A 23,195-nucleotide genomic window follows, 5' to 3' on the forward strand; every position below is an offset into this window, starting at 1 on the left:
TGACTGACCTTTAAAAAAGCGTGCGGCCGATCGCGATGACGCGATCGGCCGCAATACACTTTGTATTCGAATTACGCGCTCTGTCCCGGCGGCAGAACGACCACGGTCGCGCCCGGCTTGACCCGCTGATAAAGGTCGATCACGTCGCCATTGGTCATGCGAATGCAGCCCGACGAGATCGCCTGCCCGATATATTCGGGCTGGTTGGTGCCATGGATGCGATACAGCGTGTCCTTGTTGCCCTGGTAGAGGTAGATGCCGCGGGCGCCGAGCGGATTGGCCGGTCCACCGGCGACACGCTTCGGATACGGCCCGAGCCGCTCCTGGATATCCTGGGTCGGAACCCAATCCGGCCATTCGGCCAGGCGGCCGACGGTGGCGACGCCGGAGAAGGCCATCGCCTCCTCGCCGACGGCGACGCCGTAACGGATCGCCTTGCCGCCGGGCAGCACGTAATAGAGGTAGCGCGCGTCGGTATCGACCAGGATCGAGCCCGGCTGCTCCCGACGGGTGTACTCGACAATGTGCCGCTGGAACTGCTGCGGGATCTTGGCATCCGCATAGGGCGGATGCGCCAGCAATTGCCGATCGCGCGACGTCATCGCGACATCCGTCGCCGGCGACAGCGTCGCCTGCATGCAGCCGCCAAGCGCAAGCGATCCCACCAGCACCGCAGCAAGCCCCAACTTTGACACGATCATTCTCCCCTGCGTCAACTTGTGCCACATGCTGCCGAAATCGTGCTCAAATCGTGGCAACGAGGTTGGAACACGTCTGTTTGATCGGTTCTTTCCGTGAGTGTGTCCTGGCGGTTGCACTCGGTTCCCTTGGACGCTAGCCTCACAAAAAACGTCCAAAACCTCCGGAGGAAATTCATGCGTTACGCCCTGCTGATCGGCGGCCTGATTGTCGCAGCAACCCCTGCCCATGCCGATCCGCGCGCGGCCTATGTCACGATGGTGCTGCAGGCCTTTGCCGCCAAGGTCGAGTGCCCCGGCACCGATCTGGTTTATCAGGACCTCGTGCAGCGGGCGCAGGACATGCATCTGCCCGACGGCACCACCGAGAAGGTGCGCAAGGCGATCGCCTTCATGCATACCGGTGGCAAGATGGGCGAGAAGCAGGCCGACGACCTGATGACGGAAGTCGCGATCGCAACCCAGACCACCGACCTCGATCAGCGCCGCGCCGGCAGCATGACGACCTGGTGCCATGACCAGAAGACGCGGCTCGCGGGCTACATCAGGACGAAGGAATAGAAAGCGTTTTCGAGCGAAGCCTGTCCCGCACTTGATGCGGGATGGGCACCGGTTCGCGTGAAGAAAACACGTCGAACGAGAATCCTCAATCGAGCTCCGGCGGCGCGAACCAGTTGGTCAGCGACAGGCCGCCATCGACCACGATCGACGCCCCGGTGACGTAACCGGAGAGCTTGTGCGAGAGCACGGCAAGCGCCATCGGCGCAAGATCGTCCGCCTGGCCAAGCCGTCCGAGCGGAATATGCTTTGCCAGCGCGGGATCGGCGACGAAGCCGCCGGCCGCGATCGCGCCGGGCACCAGCGCATTGACGCGGATGCCATAGCGGCCCCAGCTCTTGGCAAGCTCCTTCACCAGCATCGCCATGCCGGCCTTCGCGGTCGAGTAATGCGGCAGGTTGCGTGGCGTGCCGGCATGCAGCGAGGTGAGCAGCAGGAACGAGCCCGGCGTCTTCGCCGCGATCAGCCTGCGCGCCAGTTCGCGCGACAAATGAAAGCCGGCATCGAGATTGACCGCATGCATCTGCCGCCAGATCTCTTGATCGACGGCCATCGCATGATCGGCTTCGCGGCGCGGCGGCGAAGCACTGTGGACGAAATGGGTCACCTGCCCGAGCGAGGCTTGCGCATGCGCCAACAGGGCGTCGCACGCCGCGTGCTGCGCGAGATCGCCGGCCCACGCGACCGCGAGTTCGGGACGCGGCGCGGCCTTGATCGCCGCCAGAACCCTGTCCTCATACAGATCGGCAAACACCGTCCGCAGACCTTCGCCGACCAGGGCCTGCGCAATGGCGCGGCCGATGCCGTTGCCCGCGCCGGTGACCAGGGCTGTCTCGCGTGCGGGATCGAACGGCGATGTGAAGAGGCTCATGATCGCGAAACTCCCGGGATTGGCAGACCTGCGCTCAGTAGGGCGGCGCCTTGCGCGCCCGCTGTGCCTTGGCGGCTTCGATCCACCAGGAAAAATCCTCGGCAAAGCGCGGAAAGGCGCGTTCGAGCGCCTTGCCGCCCTCGCCGATCGGCTTGCCCTCGGCCGACAGCGTCTGCGCGATCGGCCCCGCACCGATGGTGCTCGATACCACCACCATGCCCATCTCGGACAGCGTACCGTGCCAGGCGGTCGCGGCACGCACGCCGGCGAACCGCCCGGCCGAATAGCTTGCGATCGCCGCGGGACGCCAGAACCATTCCTCGAGGAAATGGTCGGTCAGGTTCTTCAGCCCGGGCTGAATGCCCCAATTGTATTCGCCGGTGACGAACAGGAAGCCGTCGGCGTCGCGGATTTTTCCGGCGAGCGTTTCGAGCACGGCCGGCGCCTGCCCCTTGGGATGTTCCTTGTACATCCGGTCGAGCATCGGCAGGCCGACCTCCTTGGCATCGATCAACTCGACATCGTTGCCGCGGGCACGAAGGCCGTCGACGACGAAGTGTGCCAGCCGGATGCCCATGCGATCCGAGCGATAGGAGCCGTAGAACACGAGTATGCGGTGGATCATGGGGCGATCCTAGCACGGTGCGGCAACAGCGTCCTGCGGCGCGGGCGCGGTGAGCCGCCGCGCACAAGTGTTAACCGGCATGCCGGCTCGTTCCGCCAGCATTAAGCAATTCGTCGCAGGCCCTTCGCCGTGGCCAAAAATCGCCAGATTTGTTTTCTGGATATGTTTTCGCTTCGAGAAGGAGGAACCGACATGCGGATCGCAAAGCTGGTTTTCGCAGGCTCGCTCGCAGCCATCGCTGCCGTTGCCACGCCCGCGCTGGGCAAGAGTACCGAGCGGCAGAAGGCCGACGACAAATCCACGACCACCACCTCGTCCGGCTGCCAGGCCTATCAGCAGGCCGCCGATGGCACCTGGAACCAGCTCCCCTGCGGCGAAGCGGGCTCGAACGGCGCCACCCAGCACCGCCCCGCGGCCAAGGGCGCTGACGACGACGAGCACTGACGTGTCACGCCCGCCGCCACGCGCGGCCGGGCGACGCGGCGCCTTCGACTTTCGGACCAAACGGCCGGGGCCGTTGCGGCGGCTCCCGCATCATAAACCCAAGCTTAATGCACGCCCGCTACGGTTGAGGCCTCCCCTCTCTCGTCAAGAATGGCGCGCATCCCATGAAAATCGGTACTCTCCTGACGGCCGCGATCGTCTCATTGTCCGCGGTCGGTGGCGGACTGGCGGCCTATGTCGCGGTGACCAAGTACCAGACCATGGACAAGATCTCGACCGCGCAGAGCCGGCTCGAAATCGTCCGCGCCGTCGGCGACATCCCGCGCTACATGAACTCCGAACGCGGCATGTCCACCAACCTCTTGTTCAGCACCGGTGCGATCGACCAGAAGCAGATCACCGATCTCGACAAGCTGCGCAAGCTGACCGACGGCGCGCTCGCCAAGGTCAATCAGGTCCGCGCCACGCTGCCCGGCTCGCTCGACGACGGCGAAGCGGTTGCGAGCGCGATCGATGCGCTGAAGGCCAAGTTCGCCGCGCTCCGCGACGCGATCGAGAAGGCGATCGCAGGTCCGGTCGATGCCCGCCGTCCGGCGGCAACCAAGATCGTCGCCGACAACTCCGTCTTCAACGCCGGCGTCACCGTGCTGCTCGACGAGCAGGTGCGCCGCCTCGCCGGCCTTGACGGCAACGCCTACCGCCAGGCCAGCTACGCCAATGTCGCCTGGACGCTGCGCGACACCGGCGGCCTCAATGCCAGCCTGCACAAGGCGCTGGTCGGCGCCAAGCGGGTCGCGACCGAACAGGAAAAGCTGGAGCTGTTCCACAGCACCGGCCGCACCGAGCAGATCCTCTCGACGCTGCAGGAGTTGCGCAACAATCCGGCGACATCAGCCAATGTCCTGACGGCGCTGGGCAAGATGCAGGCCGACTACGTCGAGCGTTTCGGCAAGGCGCTGAAGCTCGCCAAGGAAGGCGCGATCTCCGGCAAGTATGAGCAAGACGTCGAGACCTATTACGCCGAATCCCAGATCGGCCTCGCCTCCATCATCACCGTGCGCGACGCATTCTACGAGAATGCCGAGCAAGGCCTTGCGGGCGCCTATTCGTCGGCGCGCTTCAGCTTCGTGGTGGCGCTGATCGGGCTGCTCGCGGTCGTTGCCGTCAGTGCCGGCCTGATCGTCATGGTCCGCCGCCGCATCCTCAACCCGATCGCGGCCCTCACCGGCCGGATGTCGCGTCTTGCCGCGGGCGAAGTTGCCGAGACGATCCCGGGCGCCGCGCGCAAGGACGAGATCGGCGCGATGGCCGCCGCCGTGCAGGTGTTCAAGGACAACAAGATCGAAGCCGATCGCCTCGCTGCCGAGAAGGAAGCCGAGAACGACGTCAAGATGCGCCGCGCCCGCGTGCTCGACGATCTGACCCGCGCCTTCGAAGCCAAGGTCACCGAGCTGGTCGGCGGATTGTCCGCGGCATCCTCGGTGATGGAGGACACGGCGCAATCGATGTCGGCCACCGCCGCCGCCACCAACCGCCAAGCCGCAATCGTCGCCGCGGCGTCCGATCAGACCTCGACCAACGTGCAGACGGTGGCGAGCGCCACCGAGGAGCTGACCTCCTCGATTTCGGAGATCGCCCGCCAGGTCGCGACCTCGACCGAGATCGCCGCGCGCGCGGTCGATCATGCCCGGCGTACCGGCGACACCGCGCGCTCGCTGGCCGAGGGCGCGCAGAAAATCGGCGACGTCGTGACGCTGATCCAGAGCATCGCGGCACAGACCAATCTGCTGGCGCTCAACGCCACCATCGAGGCGGCCCGCGCCGGCGAGGCCGGCCGCGGCTTTGCCGTGGTCGCGTCCGAGGTGAAGTCGCTGGCCGGCCAGACCGCGAAGGCAACCACGGAGATCTCCGAGCAGATCACCGCGATCCAGACCGCGAGCGACGAGACCGTGACGGCGATCCGGAGCGTCATCGACGTCATCACCGAGATCGACCAGATCGGCACCGCGATCGCCGCCGCGATCGAGGAACAGGGCTCGGCGACCAAGGAGATCTCGCGCAGCGTTCAGGAAGCCGCGCGCGGCACCCAGGAGGTCAATTCCAACATCTCCGGCGTGCAGCGCGCCGCGGACGACACCGGCGGCGCCGCGAACCAGGTGCTGGGCGCGGCCGAACAGCTGTCGACGCAGTCCAAGGACCTCGCCGGCCAGGTCAACCGCTTCCTGTCCGACGTGCGAGCGGCGTAATCGAGAGCACGTGGCGACCACGTGGCAGGTTTTCTCCTCGTCATTGCGAGGAGCGACAGCGACGAAGCAATCCATGTCTCCACTGCGGCACGATGGATTGCTTCGCTTGCGCTCGCAATGACGGGTTTGCTTGAGGGCCGCGCGCCCTGCTAGCCGCCGCGCAGGCCGAGCACGCGGCGGGCAATCGCCTGGCGATGCACCTCGCTCGGCCCTTCGTAGACCCGCATCAGGCGCGCCTTCTGCCACAGCGCGTTCAGCGGCAATTCCAGCGTCACGCCGAGCGCGCCGAGCGTCTGCATGGCGTGGTCGCAGGCGTCATAGGCCATCTCGGTCGCGAACACCTTGATCATCGAGGCCTCGTGGCGGATGTCCTCGCCGCGGTCGGTCTTGTCGGCAGCCTCGCGCACCATCAGCCGGCACGCATGCATGCGCGTGGAGATATCGGCGATCCACCACTGGATCGCCTGGCGCTCGGCGAGCTTGACGCCGAAGGTCTCGCGCTGCCTGGCGTGCTCGCACATCATGTCGAGCGCACGCTTGGTGATGCCGACGCAGGTCGATCCCATCTCGAGCCGCCGCGTGCGCAGCCGCAGCTGCATCGGCGCATAGCCCTTGCCGACCTCGCCCAGCACGGAGTCCTTCGGGATGCGGCAATCCTCGAACACGACCTCATAGGTCGAGCCGCCGCCGACCATCGGAATCTCGCGCTCGATGATGAAGCCCGCCGTGCCCTTCTCGACGATGAAGGAGGTGATGCCGCCCTGGCGCTGATCGTTGCCGACCCGCGCCATCACGATGATGAAGTCGGCGGCGCGCGCATTGCTGATCCAGATCTTGCGGCCGTTGAGCACCCACTGTTCGCCTTCGAGCACCGCGCGCGTCTTCATGCCAGCGGGATCGCCGCCGGCTCCGGGCTCGGAGATCGCGATCGCCGAGGCCATCCGGCCTTCGATATAGGGCTGCAGATATTTCTTCTTCTGCGCGTCGGTACCGACCGCCTGCAGCATGCGCAGGTTCGGCGAGTCCGGCGGCAGCACGAACGGCACGCAACTGCGGCCGAGTTCTTCGTGCACCGCAGCCATCGTGCGCGTCGGCAGGTCGTGGCCACCGAGATCCTCGGGCGCATCGAGGCCCCAGAGGCCGAGCTCCTTCGAGACGTCGCGCAGCCGCTTGCGCTGTTCCGACGTGAGCTCGGGGTGATCGCTGCCGGGCAGCTTCGATTTCAGATAGTGCGGCTCGAGCGGGATCAGTTCGCGATCGACGAATCTCGCGACGGTCTCGCGGATCATAGCTGTCTGTTCATCGTCGCTCATCTGGGATTCCTCGCCCGCGCTGTTGTGCTTCAAAAAACCAGTAGCGCATTTTTTACCGGCGAGAATAGCGGAAACGCGCAGCCGCGCTCACGCTCGCGCGATGGTTTCACGGCGCGGAATTCAATATCCCGCGGCGTGGTCGGCGCGTACGCAAATGCGCCGGACACGCCCGTGCATCGCGCAACCGAGCGTGCCGCACGAGGTTGTTCCCCTGAGCAAGCGAACGACGCGGCGCTAATCGGCAAAGCCGACGTAGCGGACAAAATCGTTGTTGGCCTCGCGGTCGGAGCGTACCGCATTGGCGGCAAAGCCGTCGTCGGGATAGCCCATTGCGACGCAGGTCATGATCACCTCGTCTTCCGGGATGTCGGCGACCTCGCGCACGATGTCGGAGCGCATGATGCCCTGGCCGTTGATCACGCTGCCAAGGCCGCGATCCCAGGCTGCGAGCACGATGCCGTAGCAGAGCGCGCCGAGATCGAAATGGCAGACCGCGCCCGGATCGAGGATCCGGTCGTAGGTCAGGACCAGCGACACCGGAGCATCGAACTGGCGGAAGCCGCGCAGCACCCAATCCTGCCGCATCGGCTTGTCATCGCGGGCGATCCCCATCGCCCCGAACAGCTTCTTGGCGATGTCGACCTGGCGGCCGCGGTGCACGCCTTGGTATTCGCCATGGCTGACGATGTCGCGCTTCACCTTGGCACCGGCGACCATCTCTTCCATGTTGCGGCGGCGCACTTCCTCCAGCGGCGCCCCGGTCAGGACGTGAACGTGCCAGGGCTGGGTGTTCATCGAGGACGGCGCGCGCTTGGCCACCTCGATGATCTCCTCGACGGTCGCCCGCGACACCGGCTGCTTCTTGAACCCGCGCACGCTTTTGCGTGACTGTACCAGCGTCTCGAATTCCATTCCGCGCTTCCCCGATTTTGTTCCGCGCTGCGCGCGGAATTTCCTTGATCTGATCGGGGTATTTTATCGACAAAATCGGCCATGGGAACTTGATCGGGCCAAGAATCCCGTATCCAATCCGGCCACTGGTTTGGTTTAGGGAGAACCCAGATGAAGCGGATTTTCTTGGCGGCCGTGATCGCGACCTTTGCCGCCGGTTCGGCATTTGCACAGGACGCCTCCTGCGAGACGAAAGCCGTCGGCAAGGACGGCAAGCCGCTGGCCGGCGCGGCCAAGACCTCGTTCATGAAGAAGTGCACGACGGACGCCTGCGAGACCAAGGCAGTCGGCTCCGACGGCAAGAAGCTCGCCGGCGCGGCCAAGACCTCGTTCATGAAGAAGTGCCAGAGCGGCGCCTGAGCCTCTCGCCGACGCCTTTCACCCCTCATCGGGACAGACTTCAATCGGGACAAACCATCGGGTCGCGCAGGGCGCGGCCCGAACGGCTATTGGCCGGTGGATCGCCCCTGATCGGCGGGCGCCCTCAGAACGATACGCCGACCCGCACACCCCTGCTCCAAACCCGCCGGCAACGCTTCCGGGTGTTGCCATGAAACATTTCGAAACGCTCCGGCAATTGGGTCGGCTTGGCAAATTCCAGGCAGGCCCCGCCGGCGGAATAGTCCACCAGCCGGCACTCGATCAGCGGCGCCTTCGGTTCAAGCTGGAGCTTGACCACACTGGACACGCATCCGCTCGGACGAACACGCGCAAATCTCCGGGGATGCATTGCCGTCGCCTCTGGTGAAATCGTACCCACAGGCTCGTCGGCGGCCGTTAAGATTCCGTTCAGATCGATGGTTACGAACCGTGTCCGCGGGACGGATCGGCGCGGGTGGCGCCCGGACGGCGCGAGGCGGCCAGTGTTTCGGATGGCGCTTCCCCGAACTGCGACCGATAGCTGCGCGAAAAATCGCTCAAGTGCCAAAATCCGTAGGCCAGCGCGCACATCTTGACGCTGGGCGCACCGGCCAGCAGTTGCTGGCGCACCAGCCAGAGCCGGCGCAACCGCAAATAGCGATGCAGGCTGACGCCCCGGTAGCGCTGGATGGCGTCATGCAGCGTGCGCACCGACACGCCGATCTGCCTGGCCAGTTCGCCGCTGTAGATCGGGTGCGCCACGTCGCCTGCCAGAATTGCGCGCGCGTCGTTGAAGACCTTGAACTGGCGCGTCGTGTTGGCCCGCGTCGTCCACTTGGCCGGCACGATCTCGGCGAAGGCGTTGTCGATCGCCGCAAGCAGCGTCTCCTTGATCGACTCGCCGCTAGCGAACGGGGCATCCTCGGTCGGCTGCGAGGTCACGAGCAGGATGTGCCTTACCACTTCACGCAGCCGATCCTGCGCGCGTTGAGAAATTTCGTGAATGCTGAAATGAAGACCCGGCTGCGGCCAGCCACGATCGACAATCTCCGGCGTAAACATCACCGAGGCATATTGGCGGGGCGTCTCCTCCACCGACGAGTAGAACGCGCCGCCGCCACCGAGCACAATGACCGCGCGATCGCGCTCGACGCCGTTGAAGCGAATCGGGACCCCGTCATCCATCGTGAAGCCGACCGCAGTGGTGTGCGGCGCAAGCTGTGCGTCGACGATCCGCGGAAAGGACTGCGTGTAGTTGAGCTCGCATCCCGGCAAACTCAGGATGACCTGCTCGGCCGAAATCTTCCGCGCGAGTGGCGTGAAATCAACATCCAGATTTCGGATCGAACTCCGGAATGCATCAACATCGTCAAAACGAAAGACTCTCGGCACCGGCAATGGCGCCGTCAAATGACCGCTCCCGTGAAATGCTCTTGAAAAATTGCGCGCGACGCGGCGCCTTGCGCGCCGGCCGCATCAATAAATTCCATGCACAAAATGCGAATCGTCCAATAGGTTCAATCAGGAAAAATGCGGTCCGTTCGTCGAACCGGACAATCCGCCAATGTAACGCGGCTGCCGAATTTCGATAGTCTTTAGCGGGATATCCACCGCCGCGATCGGCCCTCCCCATCAATTTCTATACCCCTATTAAAGATTCGAGGAGCAGATTGGCATCGGGAACGATGATGTTCCTCGTCGCGGACCATTTTAGAGACCGCAATGACAGTTATTGCCTCGCCCGATCTTATTGCCAAACTCGACCATGTCTTGAAAGCTGGCTCGCCCGACCTCCGCACGCGCATGCTGCAGGAGGTGGCCGGGCTGTTTTTCGAAGACGCTCACCGCCTCAGCGCGCACCACGTCGAGATTTTCGACGGCATCCTGGTCCGCCTGACCGAGAGCGTCGAACTACGGACCCTGACCACGCTCAGCCGCTCGCTTGCCGATTTGCGCCTGGTGCCGCGGGAACTCGCGCGCCGCCTGGCCAACCATGACGACGCCGATGTCGCCGCTCCGATCCTGCGCAAATGCGAATGCCTCCCCGATGTCGACCTGATCGACATCGCCTGGATGCGGGCCGAGGGACACCTCTGCGCGATCGCAGGACGCAAGGCCGTCAATGCGGAGCTCACGGACATTCTCCTGATGCGAGGCGACAGCAGCGTGCTTCGGGTCCTCGCGCGCAATCCCGGCGCTGAACTGACCGGCGCGGGCCTCGCCATGATGATCGATGCTGCCGAGGGCGACGACGACATCGCCGACGGATTGATCTCGCGCAAGGATCTACCTCGCCGCGTTCTTGCCGACCTCGTTATGCGGTCCACGCCGCGCCAGCAGGCCCGGCTGCTCAAGCTTGCGCGGCCCGATCTTCAGGACACGATCCGCGCTGCAATCGATGCCAGCGCAGCCCGCGCCTCCGCGACCCCACCAGCCACAATCGACGATGCGGAGGCGCGGGCCACGGTAACGACGAAGCGCTCCCGGGCAGGAAGCGCTCTCAGGTCGTGCGAGTGATGCAATGACGTATGGTGACCGCAGGGCGGAACGCGTCAGGCTCGAGACGCGCTATCCCGTCAATCTCATGGGTGTCGACGGCACGTGGCGGCGGAGTTGCATCCTGCTCGACGTCTCGCAGAGCGGGGCCCGGCTCGAGGTCGACGGATCGCTCGATGTGCTGAAGGCCCAGGAGTTCTTCCTGGTGCTGTCCTCGCGTGGACTGGCCTTCCGCCGCTGCGAGCTCGTTCGCGTCGACGGTGCCGAGATCGGCGTGAGGTTCATCGAAGAGAGACGGCGAAAGGGACGCCCCGTCATTCCAAGGTGAGGATTGCAAAATGAGGATTGGCGCAACCGGCCCGAAGGGAAGTTGACGACATGACCGTACAGAGAGCGACCAACATCAGGGTATCGACCGCCTCCGCCGCACCGTTGCGCGGGACCATCGAGATCGACTGCGCCGGCAGCGTCGCGACGTTTGCGATCGACGAGGAAATGGCGCATCGCCTGTGCGCCGATCTGGAACGGTTTCTGACCCAGGTCCCGCGCCGGACCCGCGCAGCGCGGTGACCTTGAGCTGCCGACTGTCGCGCGCCTACTCCCGCTTGAAGCGATAGTCGAAGCGATCGCCATCCGCCTTGATCAGGCCGACCGTCGGGGCCGGAAAATGGATCGGCAGGATCAGCGTGTCGGTCTCGGCAACGGAGGCAAAGAATTTCCGCCGCGATATCGCCGACTGCTTCGGGTCCCAATCGGGCTTGGCCGACCATTCCGGTTCGCGGCACTGGATTGCATGGTGCATCAGGTCGCCGGCGACCACCGCGCGCTGCCCCTTCGAGAAGATGTTGATGCAGCAATGGCAGGGCGAATGGCCCGGGGTCGGCGTCAGCGTCACGGTGTCGTCGAGCGCGTAGTCGTCGTCGACCAGGAGCGCCTGCCCGGCCTCGACGATCGGCAGGCAATTGTCGCGGAACACCGTACCGGGCGGATTGGCGCCCTTGGCGTTCTCGGCCTCCCAGGCCGCATACTCGCCCTTGTGGAAGACGTATTTCGCGTTCGGGAAGGTCGGCACCCAGCGCCCGTCGCGCAGCGTCGTATTCCAGCCGGTGTGGTCGATGTGCAGATGGGTGCAGAACACATAATCGATCTGCTCATAGGAGATGCCGAGCGCGAACAGCTCGTCGCGCCAGCGCTCCTTGCCCGGGAAGTCGAACGGCGGCGGGTGTCCCTTGTCCTCGCCGGTGCAGGTATCGACCAGGATGGTGTAGCGCGGCGTCCGCACCACGAAGGTCTGATAGGTGATCACCATCATGCCGCGCGCGGCATCGAAGACCTCCGGCTCCATCGTCTTCAGATGATGCTTGAACACATCGTCGTTGTAGGTCGGGAAGAAATCCTGCGGCCGCCGCCACGGTCCTTCGCGCTCGATTACCGCGTCGATCGTGATGTCGCCGATCCTGATCTGCTTCATGGTTGTTTCGCTCCCGGTTTTTTGTAAAGCGTAGCGGGCGGCACCTCGCCTCACAAGCCGAGCGCCGTGCAGCACGCCATGCGGCTTTGCATTGCTGGAGGGAAACAACCATGCCGCAATTCATCCGAATTCCTGCTCATGCTGCGGGAATGACCCATTGCGCGATTCCGATCGTCCTCCTGATGCTCACGACATTGCCGACAGCGGCGGCAGCCGCGCCCGACACCGTTTTCTTTCCGAGCGCCGACGGCAAGACCGAGATCGTCGGCTACCTGTTCAGGCCGCAAACGCCGGGCCCGTACCCTGCCATCGTGCTGCTGCACGGCCGCGGCGGCCCCTATTCGACCAACGTCAACAAGGACTGCACGCTGGTGTCGCGAACCAATCCGTCGGCGGCCTGCAATGCCGGCAGCCTGTCCAAGCGCCACGCGATGTGGGGACAGTATTGGGCCGACCACGGCTATTTCGCGCTGCTGCCGGACAGTTTTGGTCCGCGCGGCAAGGCGCACGGCTTCGGCCGCTACACGCATGACGATCCTGATCGCAGCGACGTCAATGAAAAGACTGTGCGGCCGCTAGACGCCGAGGGCGCGCTGAGCTGGCTGCGCAGCCAGAAGGAGATCAGCAGCAACCGCATCTTCCTGCAGGGATGGTCGAATGGCGGCAGCACCGCGCTGAACGTGATGCAGCGGCAAGGCGCGACGACGTCGGGGTATCGCGCCGCGCTCGTGTTCTATCCGGGCTGCGGGCCGGCCGCGCTGCTGGCGCAGACGCTCGGGTCGGCAGCACCGATCACGATGTTGCTCGGCACGGACGACGAGGAAGTATCGCCCGACCGCTGCCGGGACGTCGCCAGCCGCTCCGTTGCTGCCGGCAGCAAGATCGACGTCGTGGTTTATCCGGGTGCCACCCACGATTTCGACGATCCCGGCCGTCGCCGCCAGTCGAATCCCGCCAACAGCGCGGCGCTCCAGGACGCGATGGTGCGGGCGATTGCCGCAATCGACGGCTTGAAGGATTAGGCCGCCGCAAATCGACCAGAAAGCACCCCTACCCGGGCCGGCGATCCAGCAAGGAACCGAGTCGCTTGGGCAGGAAACTGAAATACGCGGCAGCGGCGATCGTTGCCGTCGCCGCCGCAATCTACCTCAACAACACGAGCCTTCTCGCAACGCATGCCGGCGGCAAGCCGGTGCTGCTCGCCCATCGCGGCATGGCGCAGCGCTTCGACGAGCGCGACCTCAAGAACGACACCTGCACCGCGGCGCGCATGCTGCCGCCGACCCATGACTATCTCGAGAACACGATCCGCTCGATGCGGGCGAGCTTCGAGCGCGGCGCCGATATCGTCGAGCTCGACGTCCATCCGACGACCGACGGCGAGTTCGCGGTGTTTCACGACTGGACCGTCGATTGCCGCACCGATGGCCAGGGCGTCACCCGCGAACAGCCGATGGCGCGGCTGAAGATGCTCGATATCGGCTATGGCTACACGGCCGATGACGGCAAGACCTTCCCGTTCCGCGGCAAGGGCATCGGCCTAATGCCGTCGCTGGACGAGGTGCTTAAGACCTTTCCGGATCGCCGGCTCCTGATCAACGTCAAGAGCCGCGATCCCTCCGAAGGCGAGAAGCTCGCAACGGTCTTGAACCGGCTCGCCGCCGAACGGCGCAAGCTGATCATGGTTTATGGCGGCGACGAGCCGATCGAGACGATCCGGCGGCTTGCGCCGGAGACCCGAACCATTTCGCGCGCGACGCTCAAGAGATGCCTCGTCCGCTATATCGGCTATGGCTGGACCGGCATCGTGCCTGATGCCTGCCGCAACGCCATCGTGCTGGTGCCGATCAACTACGCGCCCTGGCTATGGGGATGGCCGGACCGCTTCCTCAACCGCATGGCCGCGGCCAACAACGCGGTCTTCGTGCTCGGGCCTTATCAGGGCGGCGAATTCTCGACCGGGGTCGACGATGCCGACCTGTTCCGGCGCCTGCCCGAAAGCTATTCCGGCGGGATCTGGACCAACGAAATCGAGACCATCGCCCGCCTCGCCGGGCGTTAGATCCGGCCTCCTCCTGTCATCTCTCCGTCATAGAAATTGTGCGACTGAAGCGGCTCGTCGCATCGAGGACAACGCTATGAACGCACCGAGCCTGACCCGCCCCAAGATCGCCGAAACCGTCATCGAGCCGACGGTCAAGCTGCGCGAGGTCAGGGTCGGACGTTGCTGTGAGGTTCTCGGCGACACCGCGATCGAATACACCGAGCTTGGCGACTACTCCTATCTCGGCAGCGGCTGCATCGTCGCCGACGCCGTGATCGGCCGCTTCTGCGCGATCGCGGCGCAGGTCCGGATCGGCGCGCCCAATCATCCGCTCGAGCGCCCCTCCCAGCATCGCTTCACCTATTGTCCGGAATATTACACCGCCTCAGCCGAGCGCGATCATGACTTCTTCAGGAACCGACGCGCGGATCGCGTCGTGATCGGTAACGACGTCTGGATCGGCCACGGCGTGATCGTGCTGCCCGGCGTCACCGTCGGAGACGGCGCGGTGCTGGCGGCCGGCGCCGTGGTCTCGCGCGATGTCGCGCCCTACACCATCGTCGGCGGCGTGCCGGCCCGGCCGATCAAGGAGCGGTTCAACCGCAAGATCGCCGCCGAGCTGTCGCAGATCGCCTGGTGGAACTGGCCGGCCGAAACCATCTGGGAGCGCCTGCCGGAATTCCAGTCCGGCGACGTCGAGGCGTTTTGCGCGCGATGGCGGACTTGAGCTAGCTCCGCAGTCCCGGCGCTTCCTGGCCGGTACGCGCGACATACTCAGTGTAGCCGCCGCCATATTGGTGGATGCCGTCAGGGGTCAGCTCCAGCACGCGGTTGGAAAGCGCGGCGAGGAAGTGCCGGTCGTGCGAGACGAACAGCATCGTGCCTTCGAACTCGGAGAGCGCTGATATCAGCATTTCCTTCGTGGCGAGATCGAGATGGTTGGTCGGCTCGTCGAGCACCAGGAAGTTCGGCGGATCGAACAGCATCTTGGCCATCACCAGCCGCGCCTTCTCGCCACCCGAGAGTACCCGGCACTTCTTCTCGACGTCGTCGCCGGAGAAGCCGAAGCAGCCGGCCAGCGCGCGAAGGCTGCCCTGGCCGGCCTGCGGAAACGCGTCCTCCAGCGACTGGAACACGGTGCGCTCGCCATCGAGCAGGTCCATCGCATGCTGGGCGAAATAGCCCATCTTGACGCTGCCGCCGACCGCGACCGCGCCGTCGTCGGGCTCGGTTGAACCGGCGACCAGCTTCAGGAGCGTCGACTTGCCGGCACCGTTGATGCCCATCACGCACCAGCGCTCCTTGCGACGGATCATGAAGTCGAGGCCGTCATAGATGCGCTTGCTGCCATAGGCCTTGTGGACGTTCTTCAGGCTGACGACATCCTCGCCCGAGCGCGGCGCCGGCTGGAACTCGAACGCCACGGTCTGCCGTCGCCGCGGCGGCTCGACCCGCTCGATCTTGTCGAGCTTCTTCACCCGGCTCTGCACCTGGGCTGCGTGCGAGGCGCGCGCCTTGAAGCGCTCGATGAACTTGATCTCCTTGGCGAGCATCGCCTGCTGCCGCTCGAACTGCGCCTGCTGCTGCTTGTCGGAGAGCGCGCGCTGCTGTTCGTAGAACTCGTAATTGCCGGAATAGGTGGTGAGCTGGCCGGCGTCGATCTCGACCACCTTGTTGATGATCCGGTTGATGAACTCGCGGTCATGCGAGGTCATCAGCAGCGCGCCCTCATAACCCTTCAGGAACTGCTCGAGCCAGATCAGGCTTTCGAGATCGAGATGGTTGCTCGGCTCGTCGAGCAGCATGACGTCCGGACGCATCAGAAGAATACGCGCAAGCGCGACGCGCATCTTCCAGCCGCCGGATAGTTTGCCGACGTCGCCGTCCATCATCTCCTGGCTGAAGCCGAGACCCGCCAGCGCCTCGCGCGCGCGGCCGTCGAGCGCGTAGCCGTCGAGCTCCTCGAACTGATGCTGCACCTCGCCATAGCGCGCGATGATGTCATCCATCTCGTCGGCCTTGTCGGGGTCGGCCATTGCGGCCTCGAGTTCCCTGAGCTCGGCCGCGACCACGCTGACGGGCCCTGCGCCATCCATCACCTCTGCGACCGCGCTGCGGCCGGACATCTCGCCGACATCCTGGCTGAAATAGCCGATCGAAATGCCGCGATCGAGCGAGACCTGGCCCTCGTCCGGGATTTCCCGGCCCGAGATCATCCGGAACAGCGTGGTCTTGCCGGCGCCGTTCGGCCCGACGAGGCCGATCTTCTCGCCCTTCTGGAGCGCCGCGGAGGCTTCGATGAAGAGGATCTGGTGGCCGACTTGCTTGGAGACGTTATCGAGGCGGATCATGCTCTAATACTGGGGAACTGAGGGTTTGCGGCCTCTTATTCGATCTGGGCCGTGGGTGGAAGCCCATTCCGCAGGTTCGTGCCGCGTTTCGTGCATGCCACGATCGTTGCCAATCGAATATGACATGAAGCGGTTCGACGATCGGTTTTGGGGCATCTTATGCAAGTCTGGTTTCTCTTTCTGCTCGCGCTCGGCGCCGGCATCTGCGTCGCCGTTCAGCAGGTCCTGAACGGCAATCTCAGGTCCGCCCTCAACTCGCCGGCCTGGGCCGGGCTCGTCAGCTATCTCGGCGGGCTCGTGACGATGGCGGTCGTGCTGGTCGCGACGCGCGAGCCGGTGCCGTCCTGGAAGCTGGTGACGGCGGTGCCGTGGTGGGCCTGGAGCGGCGGCGTCCTCGGCGGCATCTTTATCCTGCTGATGATCCTGCTGCTGCCGCCACTCGGCGCCGCGACCCTGCTGGCACTGGTGGTTGCGGGTCAAATGCTCGCGGGCATCGCGATGGACCATTTTGGCCTGTTCGGGCTGGCGCAGCACCCGGTGTCGGTTTCACGGCTGGCCGGCATCGCGCTGATCATCGGCGGCGTGCTTCTGATCAAGGATTGACGGGCTCTCGTCAGGCGCGGCGCATCAGGCGCAATTCGGCGGACAGGCGAAGGCTGCGCTTGCCGGCCAGCGCGATGCCTTCGAGCTCGGCACCGTCCGCACGGCACGAACCGGCAAAACCGATGCCGACTTCATAACCGCCGAACACCGGGTACTCGCCCTTCGCCGGCGTATGCTCCTGGTTGACGATCTCGCCTCGCCAGCGGCCATCGGCCGACGAATACGAACCGAGATAGTAGAAGAACGCATCGCCGCCGAGGATGCGGCCGTCCATCAGCAGCATGACCCCGGTGAGCCCGGCATCGACACCGTCGAGCGCGCGCAGATGGATCGAGTACAGTCCGTTGACGATGCCGCCGGGACCGACCGCCCCGCGCGGCGGCAAGGCCTCGTCGTCGAGCGGCGCCAAATTCGCCCAGAACACGCCGTCCGGCATGGCGTCGGCCTTGCCCTCGAGCAGGATGGTGGAACCCTCGCTCCTGCCGCGCACCTTGATGACGGTGACGTCGGCGCCCATCAGCGGCTTGAAGTTCGGATCGTCATTGTGGCGCTCGGTGATCACCTCGGCGGCGATCTCGCCTTCCGTCACCTGATAGGTGCCGAGATGGGCAAAGGCCGAATTGCCGCCCAGCATCCTGCCGTCATGCATGCACATGATGCTGCGGCCGAATGCGCCGTTGATGCCGTACTCGACCTTGTAAAGTCCGTTGAGCACGCAAAAATCCAAAAAATAAAATTGATTCTATTCGCCCCATAGCACCAGGCCGAGCGCCGCACCATTGCGTCTTTTGGCGCAGGCACGCCCGCAATGTCCGGGTGTGGACAGCAGCCGATTCGTCGCTTAGCTGTAGGCACCGCCCGCGTCGTGCTGCGTCACGCGGGACCTGGTCTGCCGGTTCTCTACTCTCCCAGTTCATTGTGTCCAAGCATTTGCGCATTCCGCCAATGGTCGCGCGGCCGCACCCGGCCTCGACACAGGCGAGGCTTCGAGGAGCATCACATGATCAATCGCTTTGGCCTGGCCGCCGCGCTGGCGCTGCTGCTCGGCGGCGACGGCACAGCCCTGGCCCAGTCACTTCCCGACTATATGGGGCCGATCTCCGGTAAGACCTCATCAACTCCGGCCGACGTCGCGACCAAGGACGTGCTCGCGCTCAACACCGGCATGTTCGAGCTCTATGGCGATGCGGCGCGGATCTTCCAGAAGAACATCCTCGACAAACACCCCGTGATCCTCGGCCTGTTCTCCGGCGCCGGCGGCCGCCTGATCCTGTACCGGCCAGGCAAGCCGCCGACCGAGGCGCCGCAGGTGCCGATCGTCTATCAGCTGCTCAAATCGGTCGGCCACAGCACGATGGCGCTGGCCGAAGTGGTCGGCCCCTATGTCAACAATCCCGACGACAAGACATGGCGCGGGTCGATGCAGGCCTATCGCAGCCGGATGCAGTCGGCGCTCGACGGGCTCGATGCCACGCCGATGCAGGCGGACTGGCGCGACAACAACCGTGCCATCCTCAAGAACAACATCGCTTTCATGGATGAATGCCTCACCGCGGGCGCGATCCCCTTCGCGACGCTCGAGGCGTTCGGCAAGAAGCAGGCGCCGCTGCTCGCCAAGAACGTCGCCTGGGCCGCACAGACCCAGGTCGCGCACTGGATGACGGTCATAGCCGACTGGAAATCCCAGCTCGGCGCCGACTGGGACAAGACCTACGGCGCGAGCAACACGATCTATGTGGCGCGGCAGAACAACGTGATCTTCAGCGTGCTGGCGCAGTTCTTCGGGCCCGACGCCATCAACAGCCGCCTGATGCTGATCGAGACGATCTCCTTCACCACCACGCCGTCGGACATGCTGGAATCGCTGACCCGGATCATCGCGGATCGCTCGGTCGGCGCGCTGTTCTTCGGCAGCTATCACCTGATGGACTATGAGCTGATGGGGGGCGACGCGCGCGAGGCGATCATTGCCGAGACCAAGAAGCGCGGCATGACCGCCTTCCTGCCGCCGCTGGTGCCGTTCGGTTCCAAGCAGTGGCCGACGCTGATCACGCCAGGTCCGGGACCGGCCACCATCGCCGACCTGAAGTGAGCCCAAAGCTACGAGTGAGGCAGCTACGACCTATTGCGGCGTTGCGGTTGCGCTCGCTTTGCCGCAATACTTTCGCGTGTATTGCACCAATTGTTAAACCCCGGCGCGATATGCCGTCGTCGAGGTGTCGATGAAAGATCAGACCATGCGGCCTTCGCGACGCGATTTCGTGAAGTGGTTGTCGGCAGGCGGCATCTCGGTCAGCCTGTCGCATCTGGCGCTGGCGAAGGAACCGGCTTTCGCGACCCGCGAGACGCTGCCCGGCCGCGGCCATTTCAACCCGGCGGAAAAGGGCGCCGGCCGTGTCGACGGCGTCGCCAAGGTCACCGGCGCAAAACTCTACGCGTCCGACTTCCGCGCCGCCGACATGCCGGGCTGGCCCGCGACCACCGCGCACGCCATCCTGGTCCGCGCCGATGACGCGACGCATGTCTATGCCGGCATGGACCTCGCCCGTCTCGATGGTCCGGCAAAGCCGTCGGTTATCGTGACCGCTGCCGATCTCGACCGGATCGGCACGCGGGTCCCGGAATTCTACACCGGCGACCTGTTCTGCCCGGTCGGCAAGACGCCGCTCTATCTCGGTCAGCCGGTCGCGCTGTTGATCTTCGAGCAGTTCGACGCCTTCGACCGGGCGCGCCTCGCGCTGCGCGACGGCGGCTTCGTCAAATTCGGCGACGAGACCGGGCCGGTCATCCTGCCGAACTACGGCGCGTATCGCTTCACGCGCGTGGCGGGCGCCTCGCCTGACGCGCCCGACGTCTATTCGCCGATCCAGGCCGGTTGGGTTTCGCCGAGCCGCATCCAGAACGCGGCGCTGCCGGTCTGGCTGCCGCTCGCCAAGGAGACCAAGGCCGACTACGCCAAGGCCGCAGCCCATGGCGAAGCGATCCGCGCCCAACTCGCCAAGGACGATCCGACACAGCTCGTGCTCGACCGCGAGTTCGAGACCCAGTCGGTCGATCCGATGTTCCTGGAACCGGAGAGCGGGCTCGCCTGGTACAGCGACAACAGCGGCAATCTCGAACTGGTGCTCGGCGTGCAGTCGCCCTATGAGGCGACCGAGTCGATCGCCTTCATGCTCGGCAAGGCTCGTCCGCCGTTCCGGCCCTCGCACATCAACGCGCAGTTCGCCCATGTCGGCGGCGGCTTCGGCGGCCGCGACCATACCCCGTTCGTGCTTTACGTGGCGCTGGCGGCGATGTTCTTCCCGGGCCGGCCGGTGCGGCTGGCGCAGGACCGCTACCAGCAATTCCAGGGCGGCATCAAACGCCACCCGATCAAGATGCGCTCGCGGATCGGCATCGATCGCGCCAGCGGCAGGATCACGGCATTTGCCGCCGATCATGTGCTCGACGGCGGCGGGCTGGCCAACTTCTCGGCCAATGTCGCTGTCGTTGCCGCGACCGCCGCGATCGGCATCTACGACATCCCGAAAGTCGACGTCACCACCGTGGCGCTGCATTCGCGCGGCGTCACCGCAGGCTCGATGCGCGGCTACGGCACGCTGCAGACCATGACCGCGCTCGAAGTCCTGGTTGACGAGGCGGCGAGCGAGCTCAAGGTCGATCCGATCGCATTCCGGCGCAACAATGCGCTGAAGCAGAACGGCCGGACCATGACCGGCAATCCGTACATCGTGTCGGTGCGCACATCAGACATCCTCGACAAGCTCGAGAAGCATCCGATCTGGCGGCAGCGCGCTGACTTCAAGCAGAAGGCGCCGGAGGGGCGGCTGGTCGGCACCGGCGTCGCCTGCGTCACCAAGGATTACGGCTCGGGCGCGGATTGCTCGCTCGGCCGGGTCGAGATCGACCCCGAGGGACGGATCGCGATCCACTGCGACCACGTCGAGATGGGCAACGGCGTCGGCACCGCGCTCGCCAACCGGGTGGCGAGCCATCTCGGCGCCGTCGCCGACGAGGTCGCGGTCTCCCGGGTCGACAGCTACGACGCGCTCGGGCTCGTCACCTCGGGCGATCCCTACACGATGGATCAGAAGACCCAGGATCTCGCCGAGAAGAACCCGCGCTGGGTGCCGGCGATCAGTTCGGCAACCAGCGCGTCGATCGGCGCCCATGTCGGCACGCACTCGTCGGCCGAGGCGGCCCGCGTCATCTTCCGCTTCGGCCTATGGCCGGCGGCGCTCGAGCTCTGGCACATCGCCAAGGCCGATCCCCGCGCCCGCCAATGGGACAAGGCGCACTGGAAGGATGGCCAGCTGGTGCTCGACGATCTCGCGCCGCTACCCTTGCCAAAGCTTGCCGCGACCGCGCATGCGCGCGGCTTCGTCACCGGCGCCATCGCGCACAGCTTCTCGCGCTGGGCCTGGTCGCGCGCCCGCTTCCCGCTGTTCGGCGAGCAGTACCGCGCCAAGATCGACGCGCTCGCTATTCGTCGCGGCCGGAGCCAGTTCGAGCGGATCGACCGAACAAGCGTGAAATTCCCGCCGACCGACAACAACCGGATCGGCACCGCCTACACCTCGATGTGCGGCACGCTGGTCCGCGTCGAGATCGAGCGCGCGACCGGCAGCTTGCGCATCGCCAAGGCCTACAGCGTGTTCGAATGCGGCCAGGCGCTGGTGCCTGAAGTGGTGCTCGGCCAGTCGCATGGCGGGTTCGCGATGGGCGTCGGCTACGCCCTGCTGGAAACCCTGCCGCCGTTCGAAGGCGGCCCCGGCAACGGGCAGTGGAATCTCGGCCAGTACCTGATCGCGCGCGGCTCCGACCTGCCGCTGCACGATCTTGAGATCGAGATGCTGCCGCCGCTGACGCCGGACGAGCCGCCGAAGGGCATGGCCGAGGTGGTGATGATCCCGATCGTGCCGGCGCTGCTCAACGCCATCAACGATGCCACCGGCCACCGCTTCCGCTCACTGCCGGTGACAACAAGCCTGCTCAAGGGAGCGCTGGCGTGACGACGCTCAACCTCACCATCAACGGCCAGAAGCACGGTCCGATCGAGGTCCGCGACGACCTCTCGATGAACGATTTCCTTCGGGAAATGCTCGGGATGACCGGCACCAAGTTCGGCTGCGGCGCCGCGCAATGCCTGAGCTGTGCCGTTATCATCGATAATCCCGACGGCACGAGCTACACCACCCCGACCTGCGTGGTGCCGGCGGCCAATTTCGACGGCAAGGCGATCCGCACCGTCGAGGGCCACGCCAGGGACGGCGAACTCTCGGCGTTGCAGCGCGCCTTCATCGACCACTTCGCGTTCCAGTGCGGCTATTGCACCGCCGGTTTCCTCAACGAAGGCCAGGTGCTGCTCGAACGGCTGGCGAAGACGCCGGTGGCGCGGGACCAGCTCGAGAGCGTCATTGCGGATGCGCTCGACGGCCATCTGTGCCGCTGCACCGGCTACATCAAGTATCATCAGGCGGTGCGCGACGTGATCCTCGCCGATTCCAAACGCTATCTGACCGCCAGCAAGTGAGCGCGCGAGCAATGCCATCGGAAACGCGGTTTTGGATCGTTGCGGTGCTGACGGCGCTCGCGACCAGCCTGTGCGCAGGCTACGCGGCGTCGGAAAGCGCGAGCCACGCCCTCGCCTCGCCGGAAAGCTTTGCCGGCATCGAGAATGTCGAGCAGCGCTCGGCGGCGATCTTCACCGAGCTCGGCAAGGTGTTGACGCATCCGCGCTGCACCAATTGCCATCCCGCCGGCGACAGCCCGCGGCAGGGCGACATCAGCCGCATGCATCAGCCGCCGGTGACGCGCGGTGCGGACGGCCACGGCAAGGACGCCATGCGCTGCTCGATCTGTCACCAGCACGCCAATTTCGACCCCGGTCGGGTGCCGGGACACCCGGAATGGCACCTTGCGCCGCGCGAGATGGCATGGGCCGGCAAGACCGTCGGCGAGATTTGCGCGCAGGTCCGCGACCCGGCGCGCAATGGCGGCCGCAAGGTCGAGGAGCTGATCGAGCATATCGGCAAGGACACGCTGGTGGGCTGGGCCTGGCATCCCGGCTTCGGCCGCGCACCGGCACCGGGCACGCAGGCGCAGGCCGGCGCGCTGGTCGAGGCCTGGGTGAAGACCGGCGCGGCCTGCCCAGTGCCTTAAGT

General features: G+C 65.4%; 25 protein-coding genes. 15 read left to right on the forward strand and 10 right to left on the reverse strand.

All coding sequences use genetic code 11. The features are described from left to right. Nucleotides 1–71: 71 nt before the first annotated feature. A complete protein-coding gene (locus tag ACVWZM_RS42695) occupies nucleotides 72–701 on the reverse strand; it encodes a L,D-transpeptidase (RefSeq protein WP_016843930.1) in 630 nt (209 codons plus the stop codon). Between the two features lie 174 nt (nucleotides 702–875). Here ACVWZM_RS42695 and ACVWZM_RS42700 point away from each other — a divergent pair, with 174 nt between their 5' ends. Then, nucleotides 876–1,259 (forward strand): hypothetical protein, encoded by a 384-nt coding sequence (locus ACVWZM_RS42700; protein WP_229193534.1) that lies wholly within the window; start codon nucleotides 876–878, stop codon nucleotides 1,257–1,259. A gap of 85 nt (nucleotides 1,260–1,344) precedes the next feature. Here ACVWZM_RS42700 and ACVWZM_RS42705 read toward each other — a convergent pair whose 3' ends face one another. Continuing rightward, entirely contained in the window at nucleotides 1,345–2,127 is a 783-nt protein-coding gene (locus ACVWZM_RS42705; RefSeq protein ID WP_229193535.1) for an SDR family NAD(P)-dependent oxidoreductase, read from the reverse strand. 34 nt (nucleotides 2,128–2,161) lie between these two features. Continuing rightward, entirely contained in the window at nucleotides 2,162–2,752 is a 591-nt protein-coding gene (locus ACVWZM_RS42710) for an NADPH-dependent FMN reductase (RefSeq protein WP_456856254.1), read from the reverse strand. Nucleotides 2,753–2,944: 192 nt separating this feature from the next. Between ACVWZM_RS42710 and ACVWZM_RS42715 the strand changes: the two genes are divergently transcribed. Further along, a complete protein-coding gene (locus ACVWZM_RS42715; protein ID WP_057019943.1) occupies nucleotides 2,945–3,196 on the forward strand; it encodes a hypothetical protein in 252 nt (83 codons plus the stop codon). Nucleotides 3,197–3,360: 164 nt separating this feature from the next. Continuing rightward, nucleotides 3,361–5,442 carry a methyl-accepting chemotaxis protein gene (locus ACVWZM_RS42720; RefSeq protein WP_456856255.1) on the forward strand — a complete coding sequence of 694 codons (2,082 nt, stop codon included), beginning with the start codon at nucleotides 3,361–3,363 and terminating at the stop codon, nucleotides 5,440–5,442. A 149-nt stretch (nucleotides 5,443–5,591) separates the two neighbouring features. Here ACVWZM_RS42720 and ACVWZM_RS42725 read toward each other — a convergent pair whose 3' ends face one another. Further along, complete coding sequence (locus tag ACVWZM_RS42725; protein WP_456856256.1) at nucleotides 5,592–6,755, reverse strand: acyl-CoA dehydrogenase family protein; 1,164 nt, start codon at nucleotides 6,753–6,755, stop codon at nucleotides 5,592–5,594. Between the two features lie 234 nt (nucleotides 6,756–6,989). Beyond that, complete coding sequence (locus ACVWZM_RS42730; protein ID WP_092086314.1) at nucleotides 6,990–7,667, reverse strand: nitroreductase; 678 nt, start codon at nucleotides 7,665–7,667, stop codon at nucleotides 6,990–6,992. A 150-nt stretch (nucleotides 7,668–7,817) separates the two neighbouring features. On the opposite strand from ACVWZM_RS42730, the gene ACVWZM_RS42735 reads away from it, so the two are divergent. Beyond that, nucleotides 7,818–8,066, forward strand: a complete 249-nt coding sequence (locus ACVWZM_RS42735; protein ID WP_021079659.1) for a hypothetical protein — start codon at nucleotides 7,818–7,820, stop codon at nucleotides 8,064–8,066. Nucleotides 8,067–8,190: 124 nt separating this feature from the next. On the opposite strand, the gene ACVWZM_RS42740 is transcribed toward ACVWZM_RS42735, so the two are convergent. Next, nucleotides 8,191–8,436, reverse strand: coding sequence for a hypothetical protein (locus ACVWZM_RS42740; RefSeq protein ID WP_076832093.1), 246 nt, complete (start codon nucleotides 8,434–8,436; stop codon nucleotides 8,191–8,193). A 71-nt stretch (nucleotides 8,437–8,507) separates the two neighbouring features. Continuing rightward, nucleotides 8,508–9,476 (reverse strand): AraC family transcriptional regulator, encoded by a 969-nt coding sequence (locus ACVWZM_RS42745; RefSeq protein ID WP_316395812.1) that lies wholly within the window; start codon nucleotides 9,474–9,476, stop codon nucleotides 8,508–8,510. A gap of 312 nt (nucleotides 9,477–9,788) precedes the next feature. Here ACVWZM_RS42745 and ACVWZM_RS42750 point away from each other — a divergent pair, with 312 nt between their 5' ends. Genes ACVWZM_RS42750 through ACVWZM_RS42760 form a run of 3 tightly spaced genes read left to right on the forward strand, consistent with a single transcriptional unit; the run spans nucleotide 9,789 to nucleotide 11,132 of the window. Then, entirely contained in the window at nucleotides 9,789–10,583 is a 795-nt protein-coding gene (locus ACVWZM_RS42750) for a DUF2336 domain-containing protein (RefSeq protein WP_456856258.1), read from the forward strand. 4 nt (nucleotides 10,584–10,587) lie between these two features. Next, nucleotides 10,588–10,890 carry a PilZ domain-containing protein gene (locus ACVWZM_RS42755; RefSeq protein ID WP_057019938.1) on the forward strand — a complete coding sequence of 101 codons (303 nt, stop codon included), beginning with the start codon at nucleotides 10,588–10,590 and terminating at the stop codon, nucleotides 10,888–10,890. Between the two features lie 50 nt (nucleotides 10,891–10,940). Beyond that, complete coding sequence (locus ACVWZM_RS42760) at nucleotides 10,941–11,132, forward strand: hypothetical protein (protein ID WP_057019937.1); 192 nt, start codon at nucleotides 10,941–10,943, stop codon at nucleotides 11,130–11,132. Between the two features lie 25 nt (nucleotides 11,133–11,157). Here the strand turns inward: ACVWZM_RS42760 and ACVWZM_RS42765 are convergent, their stop codons facing one another. Continuing rightward, nucleotides 11,158–12,033 (reverse strand): MBL fold metallo-hydrolase, encoded by an 876-nt coding sequence (locus tag ACVWZM_RS42765; protein WP_076832081.1) that lies wholly within the window; start codon nucleotides 12,031–12,033, stop codon nucleotides 11,158–11,160. 110 nt (nucleotides 12,034–12,143) lie between these two features. On the opposite strand from ACVWZM_RS42765, the gene ACVWZM_RS42770 reads away from it, so the two are divergent. From ACVWZM_RS42770 to ACVWZM_RS42780, 3 genes are all read left to right on the forward strand, one after another. Beyond that, the gene (locus ACVWZM_RS42770) at nucleotides 12,144–13,055 is read left to right on the forward strand and encodes a dienelactone hydrolase family protein (protein ID WP_456856259.1); all 912 of its coding nucleotides are present in this window, start codon (nucleotides 12,144–12,146) and stop codon (nucleotides 13,053–13,055) included. 65 nt (nucleotides 13,056–13,120) lie between these two features. Beyond that, nucleotides 13,121–14,095, forward strand: a complete 975-nt coding sequence (locus ACVWZM_RS42775; protein WP_456856261.1) for a glycerophosphodiester phosphodiesterase family protein — start codon at nucleotides 13,121–13,123, stop codon at nucleotides 14,093–14,095. A gap of 76 nt (nucleotides 14,096–14,171) precedes the next feature. Continuing rightward, nucleotides 14,172–14,804, forward strand: a complete 633-nt coding sequence (locus tag ACVWZM_RS42780; RefSeq protein ID WP_168857003.1) for a DapH/DapD/GlmU-related protein — start codon at nucleotides 14,172–14,174, stop codon at nucleotides 14,802–14,804. Between the two features lies 1 nt (nucleotide 14,805). Here ACVWZM_RS42780 and ACVWZM_RS42785 read toward each other — a convergent pair whose 3' ends face one another. Next, entirely contained in the window at nucleotides 14,806–16,428 is a 1,623-nt protein-coding gene (locus ACVWZM_RS42785; RefSeq protein ID WP_028344860.1) for an ABC-F family ATP-binding cassette domain-containing protein, read from the reverse strand. A 159-nt stretch (nucleotides 16,429–16,587) separates the two neighbouring features. Here ACVWZM_RS42785 and ACVWZM_RS42790 point away from each other — a divergent pair, with 159 nt between their 5' ends. Then, nucleotides 16,588–17,031, forward strand: a complete 444-nt coding sequence (locus ACVWZM_RS42790) for a DMT family transporter (protein ID WP_456856262.1) — start codon at nucleotides 16,588–16,590, stop codon at nucleotides 17,029–17,031. 10 nt (nucleotides 17,032–17,041) lie between these two features. Here the strand turns inward: ACVWZM_RS42790 and ACVWZM_RS42795 are convergent, their stop codons facing one another. Continuing rightward, nucleotides 17,042–17,746, reverse strand: coding sequence for a GrlR family regulatory protein (locus ACVWZM_RS42795; RefSeq protein ID WP_057019933.1), 705 nt, complete (start codon nucleotides 17,744–17,746; stop codon nucleotides 17,042–17,044). Between the two features lie 285 nt (nucleotides 17,747–18,031). Here ACVWZM_RS42795 and ACVWZM_RS42800 point away from each other — a divergent pair, with 285 nt between their 5' ends. The 4 genes from ACVWZM_RS42800 to ACVWZM_RS42815 all read left to right on the forward strand — a co-directional run bounded on the left by ACVWZM_RS42800 (nucleotide 18,032) and on the right by ACVWZM_RS42815 (nucleotide 23,193). Continuing rightward, nucleotides 18,032–19,123: a hypothetical protein gene (locus ACVWZM_RS42800; RefSeq protein WP_456856263.1), complete on the forward strand. Its 1,092-nt coding sequence runs from the start codon at nucleotides 18,032–18,034 to the stop codon at nucleotides 19,121–19,123. 145 nt (nucleotides 19,124–19,268) lie between these two features. Then, nucleotides 19,269–22,043: a xanthine dehydrogenase family protein molybdopterin-binding subunit gene (locus tag ACVWZM_RS42805; RefSeq protein ID WP_456856855.1), complete on the forward strand. Its 2,775-nt coding sequence runs from the start codon at nucleotides 19,269–19,271 to the stop codon at nucleotides 22,041–22,043. Beyond that, nucleotides 22,040–22,564: a (2Fe-2S)-binding protein gene (locus ACVWZM_RS42810; RefSeq protein WP_028332318.1), complete on the forward strand. Its 525-nt coding sequence runs from the start codon at nucleotides 22,040–22,042 to the stop codon at nucleotides 22,562–22,564. Before ACVWZM_RS42805 ends, ACVWZM_RS42810 begins: the two co-directional genes overlap by 4 nt. Nucleotides 22,565–22,575: 11 nt before the next feature. Then, nucleotides 22,576–23,193, forward strand: a complete 618-nt coding sequence (locus tag ACVWZM_RS42815; protein ID WP_456856264.1) for an Isoquinoline 1-oxidoreductase subunit — start codon at nucleotides 22,576–22,578, stop codon at nucleotides 23,191–23,193. The last annotated feature ends 2 nt before the right edge of the window (nucleotides 23,194–23,195 follow it).

Source organism: Bradyrhizobium sp. USDA 4501 (assembly GCF_054062115.1).

Coding starts and splice junctions, on each gene's coding strand:
- ACVWZM_RS42695 (WP_016843930.1), bottom strand. CDS start 701: ATGATCGTGTCAAAGTTGGGGCTTGCTGCGGTGCTGGTGGGATCGCTT.
- ACVWZM_RS42700 (WP_229193534.1), top strand. CDS start 876: ATGCGTTACGCCCTGCTGATCGGCGGCCTGATTGTCGCAGCAACCCCT.
- ACVWZM_RS42705 (WP_229193535.1), bottom strand. CDS start 2,127: ATGAGCCTCTTCACATCGCCGTTCGATCCCGCACGCGAGACAGCCCTG.
- ACVWZM_RS42710 (WP_456856254.1), bottom strand. CDS start 2,752: ATGATCCACCGCATACTCGTGTTCTACGGCTCCTATCGCTCGGATCGC.
- ACVWZM_RS42715 (WP_057019943.1), top strand. CDS start 2,945: ATGCGGATCGCAAAGCTGGTTTTCGCAGGCTCGCTCGCAGCCATCGCT.
- ACVWZM_RS42720 (WP_456856255.1), top strand. CDS start 3,361: ATGAAAATCGGTACTCTCCTGACGGCCGCGATCGTCTCATTGTCCGCG.
- ACVWZM_RS42725 (WP_456856256.1), bottom strand. CDS start 6,755: ATGAGCGACGATGAACAGACAGCTATGATCCGCGAGACCGTCGCGAGA.
- ACVWZM_RS42730 (WP_092086314.1), bottom strand. CDS start 7,667: ATGGAATTCGAGACGCTGGTACAGTCACGCAAAAGCGTGCGCGGGTTC.
- ACVWZM_RS42735 (WP_021079659.1), top strand. CDS start 7,818: ATGAAGCGGATTTTCTTGGCGGCCGTGATCGCGACCTTTGCCGCCGGT.
- ACVWZM_RS42740 (WP_076832093.1), bottom strand. CDS start 8,436: ATGCATCCCCGGAGATTTGCGCGTGTTCGTCCGAGCGGATGCGTGTCC.
- ACVWZM_RS42750 (WP_456856258.1), top strand. CDS start 9,789: ATGACAGTTATTGCCTCGCCCGATCTTATTGCCAAACTCGACCATGTC.
- ACVWZM_RS42755 (WP_057019938.1), top strand. CDS start 10,588: ATGACGTATGGTGACCGCAGGGCGGAACGCGTCAGGCTCGAGACGCGC.
- ACVWZM_RS42760 (WP_057019937.1), top strand. CDS start 10,941: ATGACCGTACAGAGAGCGACCAACATCAGGGTATCGACCGCCTCCGCC.
- ACVWZM_RS42765 (WP_076832081.1), bottom strand. CDS start 12,033: ATGAAGCAGATCAGGATCGGCGACATCACGATCGACGCGGTAATCGAG.
- ACVWZM_RS42770 (WP_456856259.1), top strand. CDS start 12,144: ATGCCGCAATTCATCCGAATTCCTGCTCATGCTGCGGGAATGACCCAT.
- ACVWZM_RS42780 (WP_168857003.1), top strand. CDS start 14,172: ATGAACGCACCGAGCCTGACCCGCCCCAAGATCGCCGAAACCGTCATC.
- ACVWZM_RS42785 (WP_028344860.1), bottom strand. CDS start 16,428: ATGATCCGCCTCGATAACGTCTCCAAGCAAGTCGGCCACCAGATCCTC.
- ACVWZM_RS42790 (WP_456856262.1), top strand. CDS start 16,588: ATGCAAGTCTGGTTTCTCTTTCTGCTCGCGCTCGGCGCCGGCATCTGC.
- ACVWZM_RS42800 (WP_456856263.1), top strand. CDS start 18,032: ATGATCAATCGCTTTGGCCTGGCCGCCGCGCTGGCGCTGCTGCTCGGC.
- ACVWZM_RS42805 (WP_456856855.1), top strand. CDS start 19,269: ATGCGGCCTTCGCGACGCGATTTCGTGAAGTGGTTGTCGGCAGGCGGC.
- ACVWZM_RS42815 (WP_456856264.1), top strand. CDS start 22,576: ATGCCATCGGAAACGCGGTTTTGGATCGTTGCGGTGCTGACGGCGCTC.